Origin of the sequence: Streptomyces sp. NPDC049954, assembly GCF_040656295.1 — a bacterium.
Taxonomy (GTDB): Bacteria; Actinomycetota; Actinomycetes; order Streptomycetales; family Streptomycetaceae; genus Streptomyces.
The window spans coordinates 17,948-38,963 of record NZ_JBFALS010000006.1; the positions used below are offsets into that span (position 1 = coordinate 17,948).

Consider the following 21,016-nt stretch of genomic DNA (forward strand, 5'->3'; position numbering starts at 1 on the left):
ACCGGCCGAACGAGCCCGGGGCCCAGGCGGAGGAGGCACTGCGCCTGCTGCGTGCCACCGGCCGGACGCTGGCCGTCGCCGAATCGCTGACCGGTGGACTCGTCGCCGCCGAGATCACCGCCGTCTCCGGCGCCTCGCGTGCCTTCCGGGGCTCGGTCACGGCGTACGCCACAGATCTCAAGCACCGGGTCCTCGGGGTCGACGCGGCGCTCCTGGAGCGCAACGGGGCGGTGGACGCGGAGGTCGCCGCGCAGATGGCCGAAGGCGTGCGTCGCATTCTCGGGGCGGACTGGGGACTCGCCACGACCGGAGTGGCCGGCCCCGAGCCCCAGGACGGTAAGGCTGTCGGTACGGTCTTCGTCGCGGTCGCCGGGCCCGCCGCCCCGGTGCGTCCCGGTTCCGATCCGGCCGATCTTCCGGGCGGGGGTTTGTCCGGTCGCGGTGCGGAGAGAACCCTCGCACTGAGGTTGAACGGTGGCCGTGAGGAAATCCGTAAAGAGAGCGTGCGGAGCGCCCTCGCACTGCTCCGCGAAGAACTGATCAGAAACGCGCGCGCACAGGATACGGAACAAAACGGGGGGACTTGATGTTTGCAGCCCTGAGTGAACACGTCTTCGCTCCCCGCACGGCCACGGCCCCAGGCGGTACGGTGGGGCGAGAAGGATGCGGCTACGCGGTCCGAGGAGGGAGCCACCGATGATTCTGCTCCGTCGCCTGCTGGGTGACGTGCTGCGTCGGCAGCGCCAGCGCCAGGGCCGTACTCTGCGCGAAGTCTCCTCGTCCGCCCGGGTCTCGCTCGGCTATCTCTCCGAGGTGGAGCGGGGGCAGAAGGAGGCATCATCCGAACTGCTCTCCGCTATCTGCGACGCGCTAGACGTACGGATGTCCGAGCTGATGCATGAAGTCAGCGACGAACTGGCCCTTGCGGAACTGGCGGTGTCGGCGGCCGCGGACCCGGTGCCCGCACCGGTCCGGCGCCCCGTGCTCAATTCGGTCTCTGTCACCGGTGTCCCGCCCGAACGGGTCACCATCAAGGCACCTGCCGAGGCAGTCGACGTCGTCGCTGCTTGACCAGTACGTATGCCTGAGCCCCCTCCGGGTACCCGGAGGGGGCTCAGGTGTTTCCGTGCCCGCGCGCCGACCCGCGTCGCGGGGGCGGACGGGCGCCGGCGTTCCGCTCCGGCAGTTTTGCTCGGGAGGAGCGGCCGTGCAGGGGTCGTGCCTGCCTCGCACGGGCGGAGGAGTCGATGCGACGAAAGCCTGTGTGACCCGATTCACTCGCATATGTCATGGTTGGAAGAGTGGATCGGGGGCACCTGAGTCATGAGTGAGATGGAGGAATTCGGATGTACGTGGTGAAGAGCCCCTTGGCTGAAGCTGACCTCAAGATCGTTTCCGACGCTCTGCAGGGCACTCTGGTGGACTTGGTTGACCTTTCCCTGGTGGCCAAGCAGATCCACTGGAACGTGATCGGCCCGCGGTTCCGGTCGGTGCACCTCCAGCTGGACGAGGTCGTGGATTCCGCCCGTACCCACATGGACACGGTGGCGGAGCGCCTCTCGACGCTGGGAGTCTCGCCGGACGGCCGCGCCGGGACAGTGGCCCAGTCCAGCGGAATCGGCAAGCTGAACGACGGCTGGATCAAGGACAACGACGCGGTGGGCTCCATGGTGGACGCGCTCGCCGCGGCGATCGGGCGGCTGCGCGAGCGAGTCTCCGCGACCGAGACCCCGGACCCGGTCACGCAGGACCTGCTCATCGCCATCACGGCCGACCTGGAGAAGCACCACTGGATGTTCCAGGCCTCGAACAACGAGTGACGGCTCCCGCGCCGCCCGTTCGGGCCCCCGCCGCCTGACGACTCTGCCCTCATGCCCGCGAAGGTATGGGGGCACCGTTGTGTCCGGGACGGCTCTGGTGGCGGGTGATGGTGGTGGTGAAGCGCCCCTGGGCTCTGGTGGTGAAGCGCCCGCGGCCCGCGTTCGCTCCGTCCGGCGGAAGGACGTCGGCGGACTCGGTTCTCGCCTGGGGACGGGGCTGTGAGCAGCCTCCTGCCGGTGCGCTGCCTGCGCTGGGCCCGTGGCCACGGCGCATATGCGACGGGGCGGTCTTTTCCGGGGCGGGAGCCTTAGCCGAGACGTCTGGGCACGCCGAGACGTCCTGGTACGCCGAGACGTCCTGGTACGCCGAGATGTCCTGGCACGGTGGGTGGACGCAGCGGAGGCGGCGTGCGGCTGCTGTGTGGTCGCCGTTGCGGCAACTGGCTGCCGCGTCGCCTACGCGTCAGGCGGGTGTGGGGCCGCTCTGGCACCGGGGGCACCAGTAGGTGGGCCGCGCCCTGGTGCTGTCGCCCTGGTCGGCCACCCGGACGGACGTACCGCACCGCAGGCACGGGCGGGGCGCGCGGCCGTAGACGTACAGATCATGGTCGCGACGGCCCGTCGTGTTGCGGCGGAACCGGTCACGGTTGGCGTTCAGCAGACGGTGCGCGAGCAGCGTGACCCGTTCCGGGTCCGGCGTCTCGCCGACGGCCGTCCAGGGGGTGACGCGCAGGAGAAAGCAGATCTCGCTCTTGTAGACATTGCCGACGCCCGCCATAACGCGCTGGTCGAGGAGCGCCTCCCCGAGGGGGCGGGCGGGGTCCGCGAGCAGACGTCGCAGGGCGGTGGCATCGTCCCAGTCGGGGCCCAGGAGATCGGGGCCCAGGTGGCCGACTACGCGGTCCTCTTCACTGGACCGCAGCAGCTCCAGGACCGGAAGCCGGTACCCGACCGCCGTGTGGTCCGTCGTACCGAGCACCGCCCGGATCTGGTGGCCGGGGCCACCCCGCCAGCGCTCCCCCGTGCGGTACACCCGCCAGGCCCCGTCCATCCGCAGATGGGAGTGGAGGGTCAGACCTCCCGCGATCCTCGTCATCAGATGTTTGCCACGAGGCGTGACGTTCAGGATCTCGCGGCCGGTGAGGTCGGCCGTCGCGAACCTCGGCACCCGCAGGTCGGCCACGGTGAGCCGACGTCCGGCGAGCACGTCGTCGAGGCGGTGCGCGGCGTGATAGACCGTGTCGCCCTCGGGCACGGGGCCTCCTCATGGTGCCGTGGCCGGGGCGGTGGAGTATCCGTGCTCCCGGCGGTGTGACTGAATGATGGGCGAGATGGGCGGGGGTGGGTGCGATAGCCGCGGTGAACGTGGCGGACGGACGTGAGGGAGACGGGGGGCGGACCGCCCGGTCGGTTCTCAGGGTCAGGGGCGCAGACGTAGCCCCTTCGGCGTGGCGTGGAAGCCCGCAGTCTCCAGCAGCGGGCCCAGCGGGGACGTGAGCGCGGAGCCGCCGTTGACGCGCTCGACGGTGACGGTGCCCAGGGCCCCGGCAGTAGCCGCGTTCGCCAGGGCCCCGGTGGCGGCGGCGATCCGCTCATCGTCCGGACTCAGCTCGTCCTCCGGGCGGGTCGGCCACACCAGCAGCGTCTTGCCACCACGCTCCATGTAGAGCACCAGTGTCCCGTCCACGAGGACGACCAGCGAGCCGGCCTTGCGCCCCGCCTTGTGCTGCGACCCGGCGGGCGGCTCCGGCCACGGGAGCGCGGCGCCGTACGCGTTGGCCGGGTCGGCCGCCGCGAGGACCACCGCGCGGGGGGAGGACTCACCCTCCGCGCGCTCCGCCGCGTTCGCCGTCGCACGGAGCCGGTCCACCGCCCCGTCCATGGCGAACTGGGCCGCGCCGAGCCCCTCGACGACGTAGCCCCTGCGCGCCTGGCCGTTGTCCTCGAAGGCCGACAGGACGCGGTACACGGCGGAGAATCCGCCTTCCACGCCCTCTGCGGACACCGCGCCGCGGGTGACCACCCCGTAGCGGTCGAGGAGAGTGCGTGCCAGGGCGTGTGCCCGCACGGTCTCGTCCGCCTCCTGGTGCGGCAGCAGGGACCAGCGGCCCGCGACCGTCGGAGGCCCGGACCGGGAGGCGGTGCGCGCCGCCGCCGTCAGGGAGCCGTATCTGCCCCGTGGCACGGTGCGCCGCGCACGGTGCGCCGTGGAGCCCGCCGTGCGACCGGACCCGAGCAGCGCCCGCAGGGGCGCCAGCGTGTCGTTGGTGAGCCGCCCCGACCACGCGAGGTCCCACAGGGCGTCGGCGAGCTGGGGGTCGGCGGCCTCCGGATGCGTCGTGGCGCGCACCTGCTCGGCGATCTGCCGGAAGAACAGGCCGTAACCGCCGGACAGCGCCGTCAGGATCGACTGGTGCAGCGGCGACAGCTCCAGCGGATGCGGTGCCGGGAGCAGCAAGGGGGCGGAGTCGGCCGGATAGAGGCTGATCCAGCCGTCCTTGCCGGGCAGCGCTCCCGCGCCCGCCCACAGGACCTCGCCGGCCGACGTCAGCTCGTCCAGCACGGCCGGTGAGTACCCGGTCATCCGGGACGGCAGGACGAGACGTTCCAGCGCGGAGGCCGGCACGGAGGCCCCCTGGAGCTGTTCGACGGCGCGCAGCAACCCGTCGACGCCGCGCAGACCGTGCCCGTCCAGGTGCTGCCACTGCGGCAGGAAAGCGGCGAACGCCGCCGGAGGGACCGGTTCCAGCTCCTCGCGCAGAGCGGCCAGCGAACGACGCCGCAGTCTGCGCAGCACCGTGGCGTCGCACCACTCCTGGCCCCGGCCCGCCGGATGGAACTCCCCCTGCACGACGCGGCCGCTCGCACCCAGTCTCTGCAGCGCGCCCTCCGTCACCGCCGTACCCAGGCCGAAGCGCGCCGCCGCCGACTGCGTCGTGAACGGGCCGTGGGTGCGGGCGTAGCGCGCGAGGAGATCGCCCAGGGGGTCCTTGACCGGCTCGGTGAACGCCTCGGGCACGCCCACCGGCAGAGCGGTGCCCAGAGCGTCGCGCAGCCGCCCGGAGTCCTCCACGGCCGCCCAGTGCTCGACGCCGGCGATACGTACCCGTACGGCACGGCGCGCGGACTCCAGTTCTCGCGCCCACTCGGGCTGCGCGCCCCGTTCTTCGAGTTCCGGGCCGGTCAGCGGACCGAGGAGACGCAGCCGGTCCGCGACGCCCTCGACATCCTTGATGCGGCGGTCCTCGGTGAGCCACCGCACTTCGCGTTCCAGCTCGGTGAGGACTTCGGGATCGAGCAGTTCCCGCAGCTCCGCGCGGCCCAGCAACTCGGCCAGGAGCCGCGAGTCGAGCGAGAGAGCGGCGGCCCGCCGCTCCGCCAGCGGTGAGTCCCCCTCGTACAGGAACTGCGCGACGTAGCCGAACAGGAGGGAGCGCGCGAAGGGAGACGCCTCCGGCGTGGTGACCTCCACGAGCCGCACCTTGCGCGACCCGATGTCTCCCATCAACTCCTGGAGACCGGGTACGTCGAACACGTCCTGCAGACACTCGCGGACCGCCTCGAGGACGATCGGGAAGGAGCCGAACTCGCTCGCCACCTGGAGCAACTGCGCCGCGCGCTGGCGCTGCTGCCACAGCGGGGTGCGCTTGCCCGGACTGCGGCGCGGGAGCAGCAGGGCACGGGCCGCGCACTCCCGGAAGCGTGAGGCGAAGAGCGCGGAACCGCCGACCTCGTCGGTGACGACGCGCTCGATCTCCCCCGCCTCGAAGACCGTGTCGGCTGCCCCGACCGGGGCCTGCTCACTGTCGTACTCGGTGCCCCGGTCCTTCGGTGGCGCGTCCATGTCGAGGAGGTCCAGGCCCATGAGGTCCGCGTCGGGCAGCCGCAGCACGATCCCGTCGTCCGCGTGCATGACCTGGGCGTCCATGCCGTACCGCTCCGTCAGCCGCGCGCCGAGCGCCAGGGCCCACGGGGCGTGCACCTGCGCCCCGAACGGCGAGTGGATCACGACACGCCAGTCGCCCAGTTCGTCGCGGAAGCGCTCCACCACGATGGTCCGGTCGTCGGGAACGTGGCCGCAGGCACGGCGCTGCTCGTCCAGGTACGTCAGAAGATTGTCGGTGGCCCAGGCGTCCAGGCCGGCGGAGGAAAGCCGCAGCCGCGCGTCGTCCTCCGGCAGGGAGCCGACCTCCCGCAGGAACGCACCGAGCGCCCGCCCCAGTTCCAGGGGGCGGCCCAACTGGTCGCCCTTCCAGAAAGGCAGCCGCCCCGGTACGCCGGGGGCGGGGGAGACCAGGACCCGGTCCCGGGTGATGTCCTCGATCCGCCAGGAACTCGTGCCCAGGGTGAAGACGTCGCCCACCCGTGACTCGTAGACCATCTCCTCGTCCAGCTCACCGACCCGGCCGCCGCCCTTCTTGGGATCGGCACCCGCGAGGAACACCCCGAACAGGCCACGGTCCGGGATCGTGCCGCCCGACGTGACCGCCAGACGCTGCGCCCCGGGTCGCCCCGTGATCGTCCCCGCCACGCGGTCCCACACCACTCGGGGCCGCAGCTCCGCGAAGGCGTCCGAGGGGTAGCGGCCCGCCAGCATGTCCAGTACCGCGGTGAACGCCGACTCGGGCAACGAGGCGAACGGGGCGGCCCGCCGCACGAGGGTCAGCAGCTCGTCGAACTGCCACGTGTCCATCGACGTCATGGCGACGAGCTGCTGGGCGAGTACGTCGAGCGGATTCGCCGGCACCCGAAGCGCCTCGATCCGCCCCGAGCGCATGCGCTCCGTGACCACGGCGGCCTGGACCAGGTCGCCACGGTACTTCGGGAAGACCACGCCGGTGGACACCGCGCCGACCTGGTGTCCGGCCCGGCCGACCCGCTGGAGACCGGACGCGACGGACGGCGGGGACTCGACCTGGATGACGAGGTCGACCGCGCCCATGTCGATCCCCAGCTCCAGACTGGACGTCGCCACGACGGCGGGCAGCCGCCCCGCCTTCAGGTCCTCCTCGACCTGCGCGCGCTGCTCCTTCGACACCGAACCGTGGTGGGCACGGGCCAGCACGGGCGGCGCGCCCTTGGCCGGCCCCGCCCCGCCCATCAGCTCGGCCGCGGCGTGGTCCTCGGGAAGCTCCTCCCCGGTCGCCCGCTCGTACGCGATCTCGTTGAGCCGGTTGCACAGCCGCTCGGCCAGCCGCCGCGAGTTCGCGAAGACGATCGTCGAGCGGTGGGACTGGACGAGATCGGTGATCCGCTCCTCGACCTGCGGCCACACGGAGGGCTTGTCCTGGGCGGCGCCGTCCCCGTCGGTCACCGGGGAGCCGCCCAGCTCACCGAGGTCGGGCACCGGAACAACGACCGACAGGTCGAACTCCTTGCCCGACTCGGGCTGCACGACCTGCGCCTTGCCGCGCGGCGACAGGAAGCGCGCGACCTCGTCCACCGGCCGCACCGTCGCCGACAGGCCGATGCGGCGGGCCGGACGGGGCAGGAGTTCGTCCAGCCGCTCCAAGGACAGCGCCAGGTGCGCTCCGCGCTTGGTTCCGGCGACCGCGTGCACCTCGTCCAGAATCACCGTCTCCACCCCGGCCAGTGCCTCCCGGGCGGCCGAGGTCAGCATCAGGAACAGCGACTCGGGAGTCGTGATGAGGATGTCGGGGGGCCGGGCGACCAGTGAGCGTCGCTCCGCGGCGGGGGTGTCCCCGGAGCGGATGCCGACCTTGATCTCCGGTTCCGGCAAGCCGCGTCGCACCGACTCCTGGCGAATGCCGGTGAGCGGACTGCGCAGGTTGCGTTCGACGTCGACCGCGAGGGCCTTGAGCGGCGACACGTACAGCACCCGGCAGCGCTTCTCGGCCTCGGCCGGAGGCGGCGAGGAGGCCAGACCGTCGAGTGCGGCGAGGAAGGCGGCCAGCGTCTTGCCCGAACCGGTCGGCGCCACGACCAGGACGTCCGAGTCCTCCTGGATGGCACGCCAGGCGCCCTCCTGTGCCGCGGTGGGCGCGGAGAAGGCCCCCGTGAACCAACCTCGGGTCGCGGAGGAGAAGCCGTCCAGGGCAGAGCTGCTGACCATGTCCCCATCGTGCACCTCGGCACTGACAACGGCCGGTTTCCGCTCCCCGGATTGTCTTGGGGGCAGAGGTCGCCTCCGGGCGAGGACGGGGCGCGGTGCGTCTGCGAGGGCCGGGGAGGAGGGGACTGAAGGGGGGGCGGGGCGGCAGAGGCAGCGGTGCATGAGACGTGGCCTACGGGGCGTACGCGCCGCGAGTGGCGAGTGGCGAGTGGCGAGTGGCGAGTGGCGAGTGGTGCGGGGGCGACGAGGTGGCGGGCAGCGTCGTGCGGAACCGGCGATGTCCCACAATGGCGGCATGGAGGGACCACGGAGCGAGCGAGCACGACACTGGCGGTACGCGGAACTGCCGGGGGTCGACCTGCTCCGAGCCCACTACGTACGTCAGAGCTTCGCCCGGCACACGCACGAGCACTACGTCATCGCCGCGGTCACGGACGGCGTGGAGGTCTTCCGCCACGGTGGCGCGGACCAGTACGCGGGACCGGGCTCCCTGGCGCTCGTGAATCCCGACACATCCCACACGGGGCGGGCGCTGGGGCCCGAGGGCTGGCGGTACGGGGCGGTCTACCCGGCGCCTGACCTCGTCGAGGAGATTGCGCGCGAGACCACCACCGTCCGAGGGACGCCCGGCTTCGCGACGCCGGTACTCGACGACGTCTACGCCACCCGCCTCGTCCACCACGTCCTGCGCGCCACGGAAGAGGGCAACGCCCTCGCCGCGGACACGCTGCTGCGGGCCACCGTCACCCGCCTGCTCCGACGCAACGGCGGGCCGCTCGCCCCGCGAACGGTGCGCAGCGCGGGCGGCGACGTCGCGGCACGCGCCCGCACCGTCCTGCAGGGGCGACTCGTCGCACCGCCCTCTCTGGAGCAACTCGCCCGGGAACTGCGGACTGGCCCCTACGCCCTGCTGCGTGCCTTCCGCGAGGCGTACGGCATGCCGCCGCACGCCTGGCTCACGGACGCCCGGGTCCGCGAGGCCCGAAGGCTTCTGGACTCCGGTGTCGCCCCGGCGGACGCGGCATTGTCCGTCGGCTTCACCGATCAGCCGCACCTGAACCGGCACTTCACCCGGATCGTCGGCGTTCCGCCCGGCGCCTACCAACGGGAGCGCACCCCGCCGAGGTCGCGGACGGGGCGGACACGGGGCGGGTGACAAGCACCCTCGCGAGCGCAAGAACGTACAAGACGGCGCGGCGCCCTTCCGTCTAACGTCGCCAGCGTGGGAGAACGATCAACAAACCAGACGGGGCGGACAGAGTCACCGCCCGCGCCGGAAGCCGGAGCCGGGGCACACAGGGCCGCGCCGTCCCCTGGGGCGACTCGGACGGGGCCGCCGGACACGCACGCCGCGCACCCGCCGCACGGCGCGACGTCCGATGCCCTTGGAGGAGACGGGGCATCTGAAGGAGACGGAGCGCCGGAGCGAGGTGGGCCGGAAGCGGTGGCAGCGGCGGACGGGGCAACGGGGCCCGGCGCGCCGGACGGGGCGACGGGGCTGGGGACGCCGGGCCTGACCGGTCGCTCGGGCCCGGCGTCCCCACTGGACGGGGCGGAACGACACACGGCGGAAGCGGCGGGGCTGCCTGCGACGGACACGACGCGGGCCGCCGATGCCGCTGTCGTGCGTGACGCCCTGGGCGTTGGCGTGGCGGTGGGTCTTTCCGGCTTCGCTTTCGGAGTCACCTCGGCGGGTTCGGGGCTGGGCATCCTACAGACCTGCGCGCTCAGCCTCCTGGTGTTCACCGGGGCCTCGCAGTTCGCGCTCGTCGGTGCGCTGGCGGGTGGCGGGAACCCGTACACGGCCGCGGCCGGAGCGTTCTTCCTGGGGGTGCGCAACGCCTTCTACGGGCTGCGGCTGTCGCAGCTGCTCGATCTGCCGCGCGGGATACGCCCGTTCGCGGCGCACTGGGTCATCGACGAGACCTCGGCGGTGTCCTTCGCACAGTCGACGAGACGCGGTGTACGGATCGGCTTCACCGTCACCGGGGCCACGCTCTACCTCCTGTGGAACCTGACCACGCTCGCCGGGGCACTGGGGGCGGAGGCGCTCGGGGACACGAACGCCTGGGGGCTGGACGCCGCCGGCCCCGCGGTCTTCCTGGCCCTGCTGGCCCCGATGCTGAAAGGCACGACGGAACGCGCCGTGGCGGGGCTGGCGGTGCTCCTGGGACTGGGGCTGCTGCCCGTCCTGCCCGCCGGGGTGCCGGTGCTCGTCGCGGCACTCGCCGCACCGGTGGTGCTGTGGGCGCGAGGTCGTGCCCCCGGTCGTGAACCGGGCGACGCCCCGGTCGGCCCGGGCAGTGATGTCCGGGTCGCCGACGTCGCGGACCGCGCCGAGGACACGGACGCCGTTGACGAGGCGGAACCCGAGAAGGGCGGGCACCGCCCCGACGACGGCAGCGACGGCCGGACGGCACGCGAAGAGCACCGAACGCACAGAGACCACCGAACACACAGAGAACGGCGAACGCACGAAGAGCAGCGGACGCCAGAAAAGCGAGCGGCGGCGCGCGGACGCCCCGGGACGTCGCAGAGGGACGGAGAGGGACGATGAACGTCTGGATCGCGGTCGGGCTCACCGCTGTCGGGTGCTACGCCGCCAAGCTGATCGGGCTGCTCGTACCCGCCGGTGCGCTGGAACGGCCCGCCGTACGCCGTCTGGCTGCCCTGTTGCCCGTGGCCCTGCTCGCGGCGCTCACCGCCCAGCAGACCTTCGCCGACGGGACCACCCTGGTCGTGGACGCCAGGGGGGCGGGCGTGGCCGCCGCCGCCGTGGCGCTGCTTCTTCGTGCCCCGTTCCTGGTGGTGATCGCGGCAGCGGTCGTCGTCACCGCTGGACTGCGGGCGGTGTCCGGCTGAGGATGTGACGCCGCCACTCGGCGGCGGTGTGCGGGGGCGGCTCGGGGCACCCGACGGTGCACGCAGCGCGGGTGCACCCCTCGGTCCCGTCCACCGCTCCGTTGCCGTTCCCTCTGTGTATCCGTTGCCGCTCCTCTGCCGAGGGCGCGCAGGCCCACGGCGCGAAAGCCCATGGGCGTGGGAGCCTCGGCCTATGCCCCGGTCCGGGGGCCTGAGCACGTCGTCCCCCCTTCGCTCGTCGCTGCTCACACGAGCGCGCGATACTGGAGGCATGCGGTTGACAGTCTTCTGGCAGAAGATGGCGGATCATTTCGGCCCCGGTTATGCCGGCTCCTTCGCCCACGACCACGTGATGTCCCAACTGGACGGCATGACGGTGGAGCAGGCGCTGGACGCGGGCTGGGAGGCCAGGGACGTGTGGCGGGCGGTCTGCGAGGCCGTGGACGTACCGGCGTCCCGGCGCTGATGTGTCACGGGTCTGACGCGTCACGGGGCAACACCTGACAGCTTCGCCCCACTCGCCCCGTCGCCCCGCGGTCGAGGTGTCCCGTGCGCCCCGTCCGGGCCCTGTCGACCGAGGGGTCCGAGGGCACGGGGCGGGGAGGGTTTCCGCAGCCGTGGAGCGGGTGCCCGGATGTCCGTGGCGTGGGCGAGACTGTCTCTGTGGCAGCGACAGACGAGACCGCGCAAGACGCCGTTCCGCCGGGGGCGGACACCCCGCGACCGGCCGGGCCCGGAGCCGGGGACGGGCGGAACAGCCGCATGCCCCGCTGGTTGCCGCGCGCCATGGTGTCCGCCCTGCTGCTGATCGCCGCCTTCCAACTGGCGACGTGGGCCTTTCACCAGCTGACCGGTCTGCTGATCAACGTCCTGATCGCCTTCTTCCTCGCTCTCGCCATCGAGCCGGCGGTGAGCTGGATGTCCGCACACGGCATGCGCCGGGGCGCGGCGACCGGAGTGGTCTTCCTGGGAGTGATCGTCGTCGCGGCCGGGTTCGTCACCTTGCTCGGCTCGATGCTCGCGGGGCAGATCCAGACGATGGTCGAGGACTTCCCGAAGTACCTCGACTCGGTGATCAACTGGGTCAACGGCACCTTCCGCACCGACCTGTCCCGGCTGGAGATCCAGGACAGCCTGGTGCATTCCGACTGGCTCCAGCGGTACGTGCAGAACAGCGCGACCGGTGTACTGAACATCTCGGCCCAGGTCCTGGGCGGCCTCTTCCAGTTGCTGACGCTGCTGCTGTTCTCGTTCTACTTCGCCGCGGACGGTCCCCGGCTGAGGCGGGCACTGTGCTCCGTGCTGCCTCCGACGAGGCAGGCCGAGGTGCTGCGCGCCTGGGAGATCGCGGTGGACAAGACGGGCGGCTACCTCTACTCGCGCGGGCTGATGGCGCTCATCTCGGGCGTCGCGCACTACATCCTGCTCCAGGCCCTCGGGGTGCCGTACGCTCCGGCTCTCGGCGTGTGGGTAGGGCTGGTGTCGCAGTTCATCCCCACCATCGGGACGTACCTGGCGGGGGCGCTGCCCATGCTGATCGCCTTCACCGTCGATCCCTGGTACGCGGTGTGGGTGCTGATCTTCGTGGTCGTCTACCAGCAGTTCGAGAACTACCTGCTGCAGCCGAAACTGACCGCGCGCACCGTCGACATCCACCCCGCCGTCGCCTTCGGCTCGGTCATCGCGGGGACGGCGCTGCTGGGTGCGGTGGGAGCCCTGATCGCGATTCCGGCCGTGGCCACGCTGCAGGCGTTCCTCTCCGCCTACGTGAAGCGCTACGACGTCACGGACGATCCGCGCGTCATGGGACGCAGATCCCACGAAGGCATGCCGGCGCTCGCCCGGATGCGTGGCGCGCTGCACGGCCCCAACGAGCCCCGTACCGCCCCGTCCGCCGACGCCCCCGGGGCCACCGCGACACCCGTGCAGGAAGCGGTGCGCCCTCCTGCCGCGCAGGACGGCGCGGCGGGAGACGCCACCGAGGGCGATGACGAATCCGGTGGGGACGGGGCGGAGACGCGGGGGAACCAGCGGGACGAGTGAGGCGACCGGGTTCCGTCCGCGGAACCGGGCGTCGCCCCAGGCGCGGCGTCGCCTCACGGTGGAACGTCGTCGCCACCCGCCCCCCCGACCCGTCCTGCTGCCCATACGGGGAGGGCTTCCCGGTTCCGGGCGTGCGCCGAGTCCCGTGAGCAGGCTTGGGCCGCAATGAGCAAGACGCGCTGAGACGGGACACCGCCCCGGTGGCTCGTGGGGTGTGGTGTGTCGCACTTGACACGAAAATCGAACATCTATTCTTATGGGGTATCCGGTGCGCGCGTTTCTTCTGGTGGACGAGGAGTTATCCACAGGTCGGGAGGGCGTCGGGGCGCATTGTCAGTGGCAGGCGTTAGCGTCTTTGACGTGAAGCGATCGACTCAAGCAAACCGGGTGGAACCCATGGCAGCAGGTACCGACCGCGAGAAGGCGCTGGACGCCGCACTCGCACAGATTGAACGGCAGTTCGGCAAAGGCGCGGTCATGCGCATGGGCGAGCGGCCGAACGAACCCATCGAGGTCATCCCGACCGGGTCGACCGCCCTCGACATCGCGCTCGGTGTCGGTGGTCTGCCACGTGGCCGTGTGGTGGAGGTCTACGGACCGGAGTCCTCCGGGAAGACGACCCTGACCCTGCACGCCGTGGCCAACGCGCAGAAGGCCGGCGGTTCGGTCGCGTTCATCGACGCGGAGCACGCACTCGACCCCGAGTACGCCAAGAAGCTCGGCGTCGACATCGACAACCTCATCCTGTCCCAGCCGGACAACGGCGAGCAGGCGCTGGAGATCGTGGACATGCTGATCCGCTCCGGTGCGCTCGACCTGATCGTCATCGACTCCGTGGCCGCCCTCGTGCCCCGTGCGGAGATCGAGGGCGAGATGGGCGACTCGCACGTGGGTCTCCAGGCCCGTCTGATGAGCCAGGCGCTGCGGAAGATCACGAGCGCGCTCAACCAGTCCAAGACGACGGCCATCTTCATCAACCAGCTCCGCGAGAAGATCGGCGTCATGTTCGGCTCCCCGGAGACCACGACCGGTGGCCGGGCGCTGAAGTTCTACGCCTCGGTGCGTATCGACATCCGTCGTATCGAGACCCTGAAGGACGGTACGGACGCGGTGGGCAACCGCACCCGCTGCAAGGTGGTGAAGAACAAGGTCGCGCCGCCGTTCAAGCAGGCCGAGTTCGACATCCTCTACGGCCACGGCATCAGCCGTGAGGGCGGCCTGATCGACATGGGCGTCGAGCATGGATTCGTGCGCAAGGCGGGTGCCTGGTACACGTACGAGGGCGACCAGCTCGGTCAGGGCAAGGAGAACGCGCGCAACTTCCTCAAGGACAACCCCGACCTCGCCGACGAGATCGAGCGGAAGATCAAGGAGAAGCTCGGCGTCGGAGTGAAGCCCGAGGCGGCCGCGGAGACCGCACCGGAGGCAGTGGCCGAGGTGGCGGCCGCGACCGCGGAGACCGGCGCGGCCACGAAGACGGTTCCCGCCCCCGCGGCGGCCAAGGCGCCCCGGGGAGCCAAGGCCGCGGCGGCCAAGAGCTAGCCCGTGACGCGGCGAACGGACTGGCACGAGACACCGCCCGCTGCTTCCGCCGGACCGGCGTCCGAGCAGATGCCGGGGGGAGGAGTTCCGGACCCCTCTCCCCGGCGAAGGCGGAACAAGGACAGCGAACCGCAGGACCCGGTGGAGCGGGCCAGAGCGATCTGCCTCCGTCTTCTCACCGGAACCCCGCGCACCCGCAAGCAACTTGCCGACGCGCTACGGAAGCGGGAGGTCCCGGACGAGGCCGCGGAAGAGGTGCTGTCCCGGTTCGAGGAGGTCGGACTGATCAACGACGGTGCCTTCGCCGAAGCCTGGGTGGAGTCACGGCATCACAGCAGGGGGCTGGCCCGTCGTGCTCTGGTGCAGGAACTCAGGACCAAGGGAGTCGACGCCGAACTCATCGACGAGGCGATGGGGCAACTGGACACGGAGCAGGAGGAGGCGACCGCACGGGAGTTGGTCGACCGAAAGCTCCGTAGTACCCGCGGTCTCGACCGGGACAAACGGCTGCGCCGCCTCGCCGGGATGCTCGCACGCAAGGGCTACTCCCAGGGCATGGCGCTCAAGGTGGTCAGGCAGGCGATGCAGGAGGAGGGGGAGTATCTGGAGGAGAACTTCGACTAGCACCAGCCGGAGACCGTCCGGGACGAACGCGGGACGCGGGAACGGGACGACAGATGTCGCGAGAGCGGCGACGGAAGTCGCTGGAATCGGCCGACGGAATCGCGAGAAGTGGATGCGGACCAGCGCGACAGGCCATGGAGTGAAAGTCGGTCAGCCGCTCGCGGAGCGGCAGCCGAAAGCCGCCACGACCAGAAGTGGACAGCAGCCGCGAACAGAAGCGGGAAGAGCGAAGGGGCCGCACGACGGAAGCCGTCGACGGCCCGTACTCCGGCCCGCCGTCGCCTTGTTGAGCACAGCGCGATGATCCCGGCCAGTCGGCCCGGTCTTGTCCGTCCCGCTCACGCCGCCGCCTCCGGCTGCCTCTCCTCTGCTCGCCGCCCTCCTCCAGCCACTACCGACAGCGGCTGCGTGCGCCGACCGGTCGGCGGCGGGGCGTCGTCACTGGGCGGCTGTCGATACGTCGTCCGTATGGGGCGCCTCCGTCCCGGTGACGGGGAGGCCCGCAGCTCGCCATGCCTGGAAGCCGCCTATGAGGTCGGTGGCCCTTCGCAGGCCCAGGCGGTGCAGGGACTCCGCCGCGAGGCTGGACGCGTAGCCCTCGTTGCAGATGACCACGACCCGCAGTTCGTGGCCGGTGGCCTGGGGGGCCCGGTGGCTGCCCCGTGGGTCGAGACGCCACTCCAGTTCATTGCGTTCGACCACGAGGGCGCCCGGTATCAGCCCGTCCCGGTCCCGCAGCGCGGCGTACCGGATGTCCACGAGGAGAGCGCCCTCGTCTGCGGCGGCACACGCCTGTTGCGGAGTGAGCCGGTCGAGGCCGGCGCGTACGCGGTCCAGCAGTTCGTCGATGCCGGTCGGGGCGGCGGGGGAGTCCGTGCTCACTGCCAGTCCTCGGGGCGCTCGACCTGCTCCAGCCGCAGCACGGGGCCGCTGCGGCTGTAGCGGCGCATGAGGGGGAGCGGCGGGTAGTAGGCGTGGACGGACACGGCGTGTTCCGTGGCGGACTCGTTGATCACCTGATGGACGTGGTGGGGACCGAAGGCCCTGCCCTGCCCGTCGGTCAGTTCGCGTCGTCGGTCGACGTCGGCGTTCAGTTCGAGGGTCCGCCATCCCTCGGTGGGCAGCCGGACGGCCAGGGAGTCCTCCCGTAGCGTGCCCTCGGCCGTCGCGAAGGCGCCCTGCGAGCCACCGTGGTCGTGCCAGCCGGTGCCGGCCCCGGGCGGCCAGCCGATGAGCCACGCCTCGCTTCCGCCGGGCCCCTCCAGGCGTACCCAGGTCCGCCCTTCGGGATCACGGGGCAGCGAGGCGATCAGCGCGGTGTCCGCCGCACTGGTGCGGACGAAGTCGAGCAGTTCGGTGGCTGTCGGAGGCCGCCGGGAGCTGGCGGAGGAGGAGCCCGGGAGGTCGGCAGACGCGGCGGCGGGCGGGGAGACAGGAGTGGAGGGCGGGGAGACAGACATGGAACCGTCCTGAGCATCGCTGAGTCGCGCGGGAGCCACGGCAGGCCCGCAGACGCGGGGGAGAGCCGGCGTACGAGCGCCGGAGAGGAGAGAGGTCAGCGAGAACGGCGACACACGCAGCCTGCGTAGCGGAGCAGGTCCATATGGACCCGTCGCCACAGGCGCACATCGGTGTCGGTCATGATCCGGAGTACACCATGTGGGCAGGGAGGCGTCAACAGGGGCTCCGCCGACGGACGGTGGGAGGGGGAGCGCGGCATTCGGCGAGCGCCGGAGGGCGCCGCTGGGGCGTGCTCGCGCTCACGGGCTCCCTCGGCCGTCGTCGTCGCGGCCGGCCGGACGGCGGCAGACGGCCGGACGAATGGGGAGGTGGGCGCGGGCCTCGACGGACTCCGCACCGGCCCCGTTCGGGAGGGGAAGTCGACGCAGCAGGCCGTACCGGCTGCTTCAGCGGGCTCTCCGTGTCCCGGGCCCGTACACATTCCCGGTACACATTCCCGGTTCCGGGCCCCTACAGGTTCCTGACGCGCGGCTTCGGCTTCCTCCGGCCCGACCGTCTGGCTCGCGACAGCCCTCAGGCGTCGGTTTCCCCGCCCGTGGCTCCTCCGGGTGGGACGGACCGCCGGGCGGCGCCGGTCGTGGCGTGTTCCGCGGGGGGCAGCGCCCGCCTCGGGGTGGCGGACGCCTGCTGCGGAGTGCGGGCGGCACCCGCGGCCGGTGCCGCCGTCGTCCCGGGGACGGTGGGGCGCGGGGGGCGGGGAGGTGTTCCCGGGTCGCCGCCGCGCGCCGTGTCCGCCGCACCGTACAACTCGGCGGGGCGCACCCCGCCGAGAGCCGTCACGAGGTGACCGTCGGGACGGATCAGCAGGACCGTGTGGGCGGGCGCTCCGGGGTAGCTCTCGGCCACGAGGAGTTCCGCGGGGCAGGGCAGAGCCTTCACCGCCGCTGCCAGACGCGGCATCAGGCCTGCGGTCATCCAGTGCCGCCGCTCCCACACTCCGGTGCCCGGGGCGACGAGCACGACGAGGAACGCGGTACGTCCGAGGCGCTCCGACAGGGGGACGGACGTACCGTCCTCGGCGGTGATCAGCCCGTCCGCCACCGGCTGTCCCGGAGGGGTGCCGACATCGAGCACGCAGTCGTCGGCCAGGGGGGAGAGGGGAGACCGGTGGTAGGACGGTGCGGCGCCCAGAGGCCCCGTCCCGAGATGGGCGTCGCTCAGCAGGACGTCGTGGCCGCGCGAGGTGCCGGGAACGAGTGAGCGCAGGCCACCGCCTCCGCGCAGTATCGGCAGGGACTGGTCGGCGGCGCGCAGCCGTCCCGTGACCGCCGCCCGGCGTTCCGCCTGGTAGCTGTCGAGGAGCGTCTCCGAAGCGCCGTGGTGCCAGGCGAGGGCGAGTTTCCAGGCGAGGTTGTCGGCGTCCCGCAGCCCCTCGTCGACCCCCTGGGTGCCGAGTGCGCCCATCACGTGGGCGGCGTCGCCCGCGAGGAAGGCCCGCCCCGCGCGCCAGCGCCTGGCCACCCTGTGGTGCACCGTGTACACGCCTGTGTCGAGCAGTTCGTAGGGCGGCGTGGCACCGTCGCACCAGCCGGCCAGGGTGTCGCGCACCCGGGTCACCAGGGCGTCCGGGGTGACCAGTTCGGTCGGTGAGGGCACGAGCCAGTCCAGCCGCCAGATGTTCCGCGGCAGGGGGCGGGCGATGATCTCGGCGCCCGCACCGTGCCACGGAGGGGCCCGGTGCAGCACGGCCTCCCCGGGCCACGGCAGTTCGGTGCGCAGAGCGGCGACGGCGTGCCGCTCCACGCCGGAACGCCCGGGGAAGCGGAGGTCGAGGAGCTTGCGCACGGTGGACCGGGGGCCGTCGCAGCCCACCAGGTAGCTGCCGCGCCACCACGTCGTACGTCCCTGTGTGTGCGCCCTGATCCCGGTGTCGTCCTGCTCCAGGTCGTCCAGCCGGCTGTTCGGGACGATCTTGACGAGGCGTTCCTCCGCCAGGGCGCGCCTCAGCGCCTCGTCCAGCGCGTGCTGCGGCAGGTGCAACGGGGCTTCCGGCGCCCCTGCCGGCTCCGGGGCCGTCGCGGGCTCGGCCTCGTCGCCGTACGGTGCGTCGCTCCCGTCCCGGGAGCCGCCGGGGCCGAAGGGTCCGGTGGACGCGAACAGAGCGTGACGCTGGGTCTGCTTGCGTCGCAGGTGGCGCCAGCCGACCAGGCGGACGCCGGGAGCTTCCCGCCGCGCGAGGCCGCTCTCGTCGCGCGTGGCGGTGGTCTCCGGGGCGGTCCGCAGGTCGTACTCCTGGCCGCTCTCGGGCCCCGACGTGGCGCAGGACAGGGACGTGCCGGTCAGGCGCTCCACCAGCGCGGCAGTGTCGGACCGCAGGAGGACGGTGCGGGCGAGACGTCGTTCCTCGGGTCCCGGCCCTTCGTCCAGGACCAGGCAGGGGACCCCGTGCCGGGCCAGTGCCAGTGCCAGAGTGAGCCCCACCGGGCCGGCGCCGACGACGATCACCGGGTCCACGGCGCTGCCCCCTTCGTGCCGACGGACCGGCCGGACTCGGCAGAACGTGCGAAACATACCCGGTGCGTGATCACAGAACGTATGCAACCCACTGCGGGTGCCCGCGTCAAGCGACACCGGGTCTCACGTGCGGTTCCTGGTCCGGCGCCGGGTTCCGGGACCGGCACGGGACGTAGACCCGGGGGGAGAAGGAAGCACGGAACGCGCCGACCGTGCGCTGGGACGCTCCCACGCGCGGCACACGCTCCCGGGCACGCCCCCGTCAGGCCGCACTTCCCGGCCCGGTGGCGAGCAGACACTCAGCCCCCGCCGGGGTCCCACCCCTCCCAGACCGCGGACCCGTTTCCGTACGCCGCGGCCCCGGGTGCCCCGTGCGGAGGTAAGCACGGGGCACCCGGGGCCGCGGTCGGGCCGTCAACAGCGGGAGGACGCCCGCCTAGGAGGCGGGAGCGCCGGCTACACCACCGGCGTTCACATCCTCGAGGTTCACGGTCGCGCCGGTCGACTTCTTGCCCCGGCGCAGCCGGCGTTCGAGCCACGAGGCGAAGGTCGTCAGCGAGAAGTTCACCGCGATGAACATGAGCGCGACGACAGTGAAGCTCGCGATGGTGTTGGCTCCGTACGCCGCGCTGAGCGGGCGGACGGCGGCGAGCAGCTCGGAGAAGCTCAGCAGAGCGCCACCGAGCGCGGTGTCCTTCACGATGACCACGAGCTGGCTCACGATCGCCGGGAGCATCGCGGTGACGGACTGCGGCAGCAGGATCGACCGCATCGTCTGCCCCTTGCGCAGACCGATGGCGTGTGCGGCCTCGGTCTGTCCCTTGGGCAGCGAGAGGATGCCGGCCCGCACCACCTCGGCGAGCACCGAGGCGTTGTAGAGCACGAGCCCGGTGACCACGGCGTACAGCGGCCGGTCGTCCGTGGAGATCGCCGTGGACTTCGAGTACAGCTCGTCCGCGATGAGCATCAGGATCAGCACGGGGATCGAGCGGAAGAACTCGACGACGACCGCGGACGGGACGCGCACCCAGCGGTGGTCCGAGAGCCTCGCGATGCCGAACACGGCGCCGAGCGGCAGCGCGATCACCATGGAGATGGCCGCCGCGATCAGCGTGTTCTGCAGACCCGGCAGAAGATACGTCGTCCAGGACTGGGAGTCCGTGAGGAACGGCTTCCACTTGATCCAGTCGAGCTGGTTCTTCTCGTTCAGCTTGTTGACGAACCACCAACCGGCCGCCACGACGACCACGAGGAAGGCGAAGGAATAGAGGATGTTGCGCCGCTTGGCCCGGGGGCCCGCGGCGTCGTACAGGACCGAGGTCATCGCTTCACCGCCACCTTTTTGCCGACCCAGCCGAGGATGAGGCCCATGGGGAGCGTCAGGCAGACGAAGCCGAACGCGAAGACCAGTCCGATCAGGAAGGTCGCCGCCTCGTTCTCGATCATCGTCTTCATCAGCGCGGCCGCCTCGGCGACCCCGATGGCCGCCGCGACGGTCGTGTTCTTGGTGAGAGCGATGAGAACGTTCGTCAGCGGGCCGATCACGGAACGGAAGGCCTGCGGCAGCACGATGAGGACGAGTACCTGGCCGAAGTTCAGGCCCAGAGCGCGGGCCGCCTCCGCCTGCCCCATCGGCACGGTGTTGATGCCGGAGCGGACCGCCTCACACACGAACGAGGCCGTGTACAGGGTCAGTCCGAGGACCGAGAGACGGAAGTTGATCGTCACGATCTGGTCCGAACCCAGAGTGACACCCAGTGTCTGGTAAAGGCCCAGCGAGGTGAAGATGATGATGACAGTGAGCGGGATGTTGCGCACCACGTTGACGTACGCGGTACCGAAACCGCGCAGCAGGGGCACGGGGCCGACGCGCATGCCGGCCAGCACGGTCCCCCATATCAGGGAGCCCACGGCGGAGAGTGCGGCGAGTTTCACCGTCACCCAGAACGCCCCGAGCAGGTCGTAACCTTCAAGAAAGTCGAACACGATCTCCCGTGCTTCCGCGTTGGGGAGGGTGCGGCACGCCGCCTCGGCGGCGTGCCGGTCAGACCCTGCCTTGCCTCTGGTGCCGTTGCCC

17 protein-coding genes and 1 pseudogene are annotated in these 21,016 nt (G+C 71.7%); 10 read left to right on the forward strand and 8 right to left on the reverse strand.

What is annotated here, in order from left to right:
* Positions 1–38: 38 nt before the first annotated feature.
* The 3 genes from AB0J21_RS14545 (at position 39) to AB0J21_RS14555 (ending at position 1,820) form a co-directional block, all read left to right on the forward strand.
* On the forward strand, positions 39–587 hold the full coding sequence (locus tag AB0J21_RS14545) for a CinA family protein (protein ID WP_363146717.1): 549 nt from the start codon (positions 39–41) through the stop codon (positions 585–587).
* 109 nt (positions 588–696) lie between these two features.
* Positions 697–1,071 (forward strand): helix-turn-helix transcriptional regulator, encoded by a 375-nt coding sequence (locus AB0J21_RS14550; RefSeq protein ID WP_363146272.1) that lies wholly within the window; start codon positions 697–699, stop codon positions 1,069–1,071.
* 275 nt (positions 1,072–1,346) lie between these two features.
* On the forward strand, positions 1,347–1,820 hold the full coding sequence (locus AB0J21_RS14555) for a DNA starvation/stationary phase protection protein (RefSeq protein ID WP_363146273.1): 474 nt from the start codon (positions 1,347–1,349) through the stop codon (positions 1,818–1,820).
* A 463-nt stretch (positions 1,821–2,283) separates the two neighbouring features.
* Here AB0J21_RS14555 and AB0J21_RS14560 read toward each other — a convergent pair whose 3' ends face one another.
* Entirely contained in the window at positions 2,284–3,075 is a 792-nt protein-coding gene (locus AB0J21_RS14560; protein WP_363146274.1) for a DNA-formamidopyrimidine glycosylase family protein, read from the reverse strand.
* A gap of 165 nt (positions 3,076–3,240) precedes the next feature.
* Positions 3,241–7,893, reverse strand: a complete 4,653-nt coding sequence (locus AB0J21_RS14565; RefSeq protein WP_363146276.1) for an ATP-dependent helicase — start codon at positions 7,891–7,893, stop codon at positions 3,241–3,243.
* A gap of 295 nt (positions 7,894–8,188) precedes the next feature.
* On the opposite strand from AB0J21_RS14565, the gene AB0J21_RS14570 reads away from it, so the two are divergent.
* From AB0J21_RS14570 to recX, 7 genes and pseudogenes are all read left to right on the forward strand, one after another.
* Complete coding sequence (locus tag AB0J21_RS14570) at positions 8,189–9,049, forward strand: AraC family transcriptional regulator (protein WP_363146277.1); 861 nt, start codon at positions 8,189–8,191, stop codon at positions 9,047–9,049.
* Between the two features lie 426 nt (positions 9,050–9,475).
* Positions 9,476–10,153: pseudogene (locus AB0J21_RS14575) on the forward strand (AzlC family ABC transporter permease); the annotation flags it as partial.
* Positions 10,154–10,446: 293 nt separating this feature from the next.
* On the forward strand, positions 10,447–10,755 hold the full coding sequence (locus AB0J21_RS14580; RefSeq protein WP_363146278.1) for an AzlD domain-containing protein: 309 nt from the start codon (positions 10,447–10,449) through the stop codon (positions 10,753–10,755).
* Between the two features lie 271 nt (positions 10,756–11,026).
* Complete coding sequence (locus AB0J21_RS14585) at positions 11,027–11,221, forward strand: DUF3046 domain-containing protein (protein WP_363146279.1); 195 nt, start codon at positions 11,027–11,029, stop codon at positions 11,219–11,221.
* Positions 11,222–11,517: 296 nt separating this feature from the next.
* Positions 11,518–12,798, forward strand: coding sequence for an AI-2E family transporter (locus AB0J21_RS14590; RefSeq protein ID WP_363146718.1), 1,281 nt, complete (start codon positions 11,518–11,520; stop codon positions 12,796–12,798).
* A 396-nt stretch (positions 12,799–13,194) separates the two neighbouring features.
* The gene (gene recA, locus AB0J21_RS14595; protein ID WP_363146280.1) at positions 13,195–14,340 is read left to right on the forward strand and encodes a recombinase RecA; all 1,146 of its coding nucleotides are present in this window, start codon (positions 13,195–13,197) and stop codon (positions 14,338–14,340) included.
* A gap of 3 nt (positions 14,341–14,343) precedes the next feature.
* Positions 14,344–14,964, forward strand: a complete 621-nt coding sequence (gene recX / locus AB0J21_RS14600; RefSeq protein ID WP_363146281.1) for a recombination regulator RecX — start codon at positions 14,344–14,346, stop codon at positions 14,962–14,964.
* Positions 14,965–15,402: 438 nt separating this feature from the next.
* Here the strand turns inward: recX and AB0J21_RS14605 are convergent, their stop codons facing one another.
* From AB0J21_RS14605 to AB0J21_RS14630, 6 genes are all read right to left on the reverse strand, one after another.
* A complete protein-coding gene (locus AB0J21_RS14605; protein WP_363146282.1) occupies positions 15,403–15,846 on the reverse strand; it encodes a rhodanese-like domain-containing protein in 444 nt (147 codons plus the stop codon).
* Positions 15,843–16,424 carry a cysteine dioxygenase gene (locus tag AB0J21_RS14610; protein ID WP_363146283.1) on the reverse strand — a complete coding sequence of 194 codons (582 nt, stop codon included), beginning with the start codon at positions 16,422–16,424 and terminating at the stop codon, positions 15,843–15,845. The genes AB0J21_RS14605 and AB0J21_RS14610 overlap by 4 nt, the downstream gene beginning before the upstream one ends.
* A gap of 95 nt (positions 16,425–16,519) precedes the next feature.
* Positions 16,520–16,906: a putative leader peptide gene (locus tag AB0J21_RS14615; RefSeq protein ID WP_363146284.1), complete on the reverse strand. Its 387-nt coding sequence runs from the start codon at positions 16,904–16,906 to the stop codon at positions 16,520–16,522.
* Between the two features lie 92 nt (positions 16,907–16,998).
* Entirely contained in the window at positions 16,999–18,939 is a 1,941-nt protein-coding gene (locus AB0J21_RS14620) for an FAD-dependent monooxygenase (protein WP_363146285.1), read from the reverse strand.
* Positions 18,940–19,375: 436 nt separating this feature from the next.
* On the reverse strand, positions 19,376–20,263 hold the full coding sequence (locus AB0J21_RS14625; protein ID WP_363146286.1) for an amino acid ABC transporter permease: 888 nt from the start codon (positions 20,261–20,263) through the stop codon (positions 19,376–19,378).
* The gene (locus tag AB0J21_RS14630) at positions 20,260–20,925 is read right to left on the reverse strand and encodes an amino acid ABC transporter permease (RefSeq protein WP_363146287.1); all 666 of its coding nucleotides are present in this window, start codon (positions 20,923–20,925) and stop codon (positions 20,260–20,262) included. The genes AB0J21_RS14625 and AB0J21_RS14630 overlap by 4 nt, the downstream gene beginning before the upstream one ends.
* Positions 20,926–21,016: the final 91 nt, after the last annotated feature.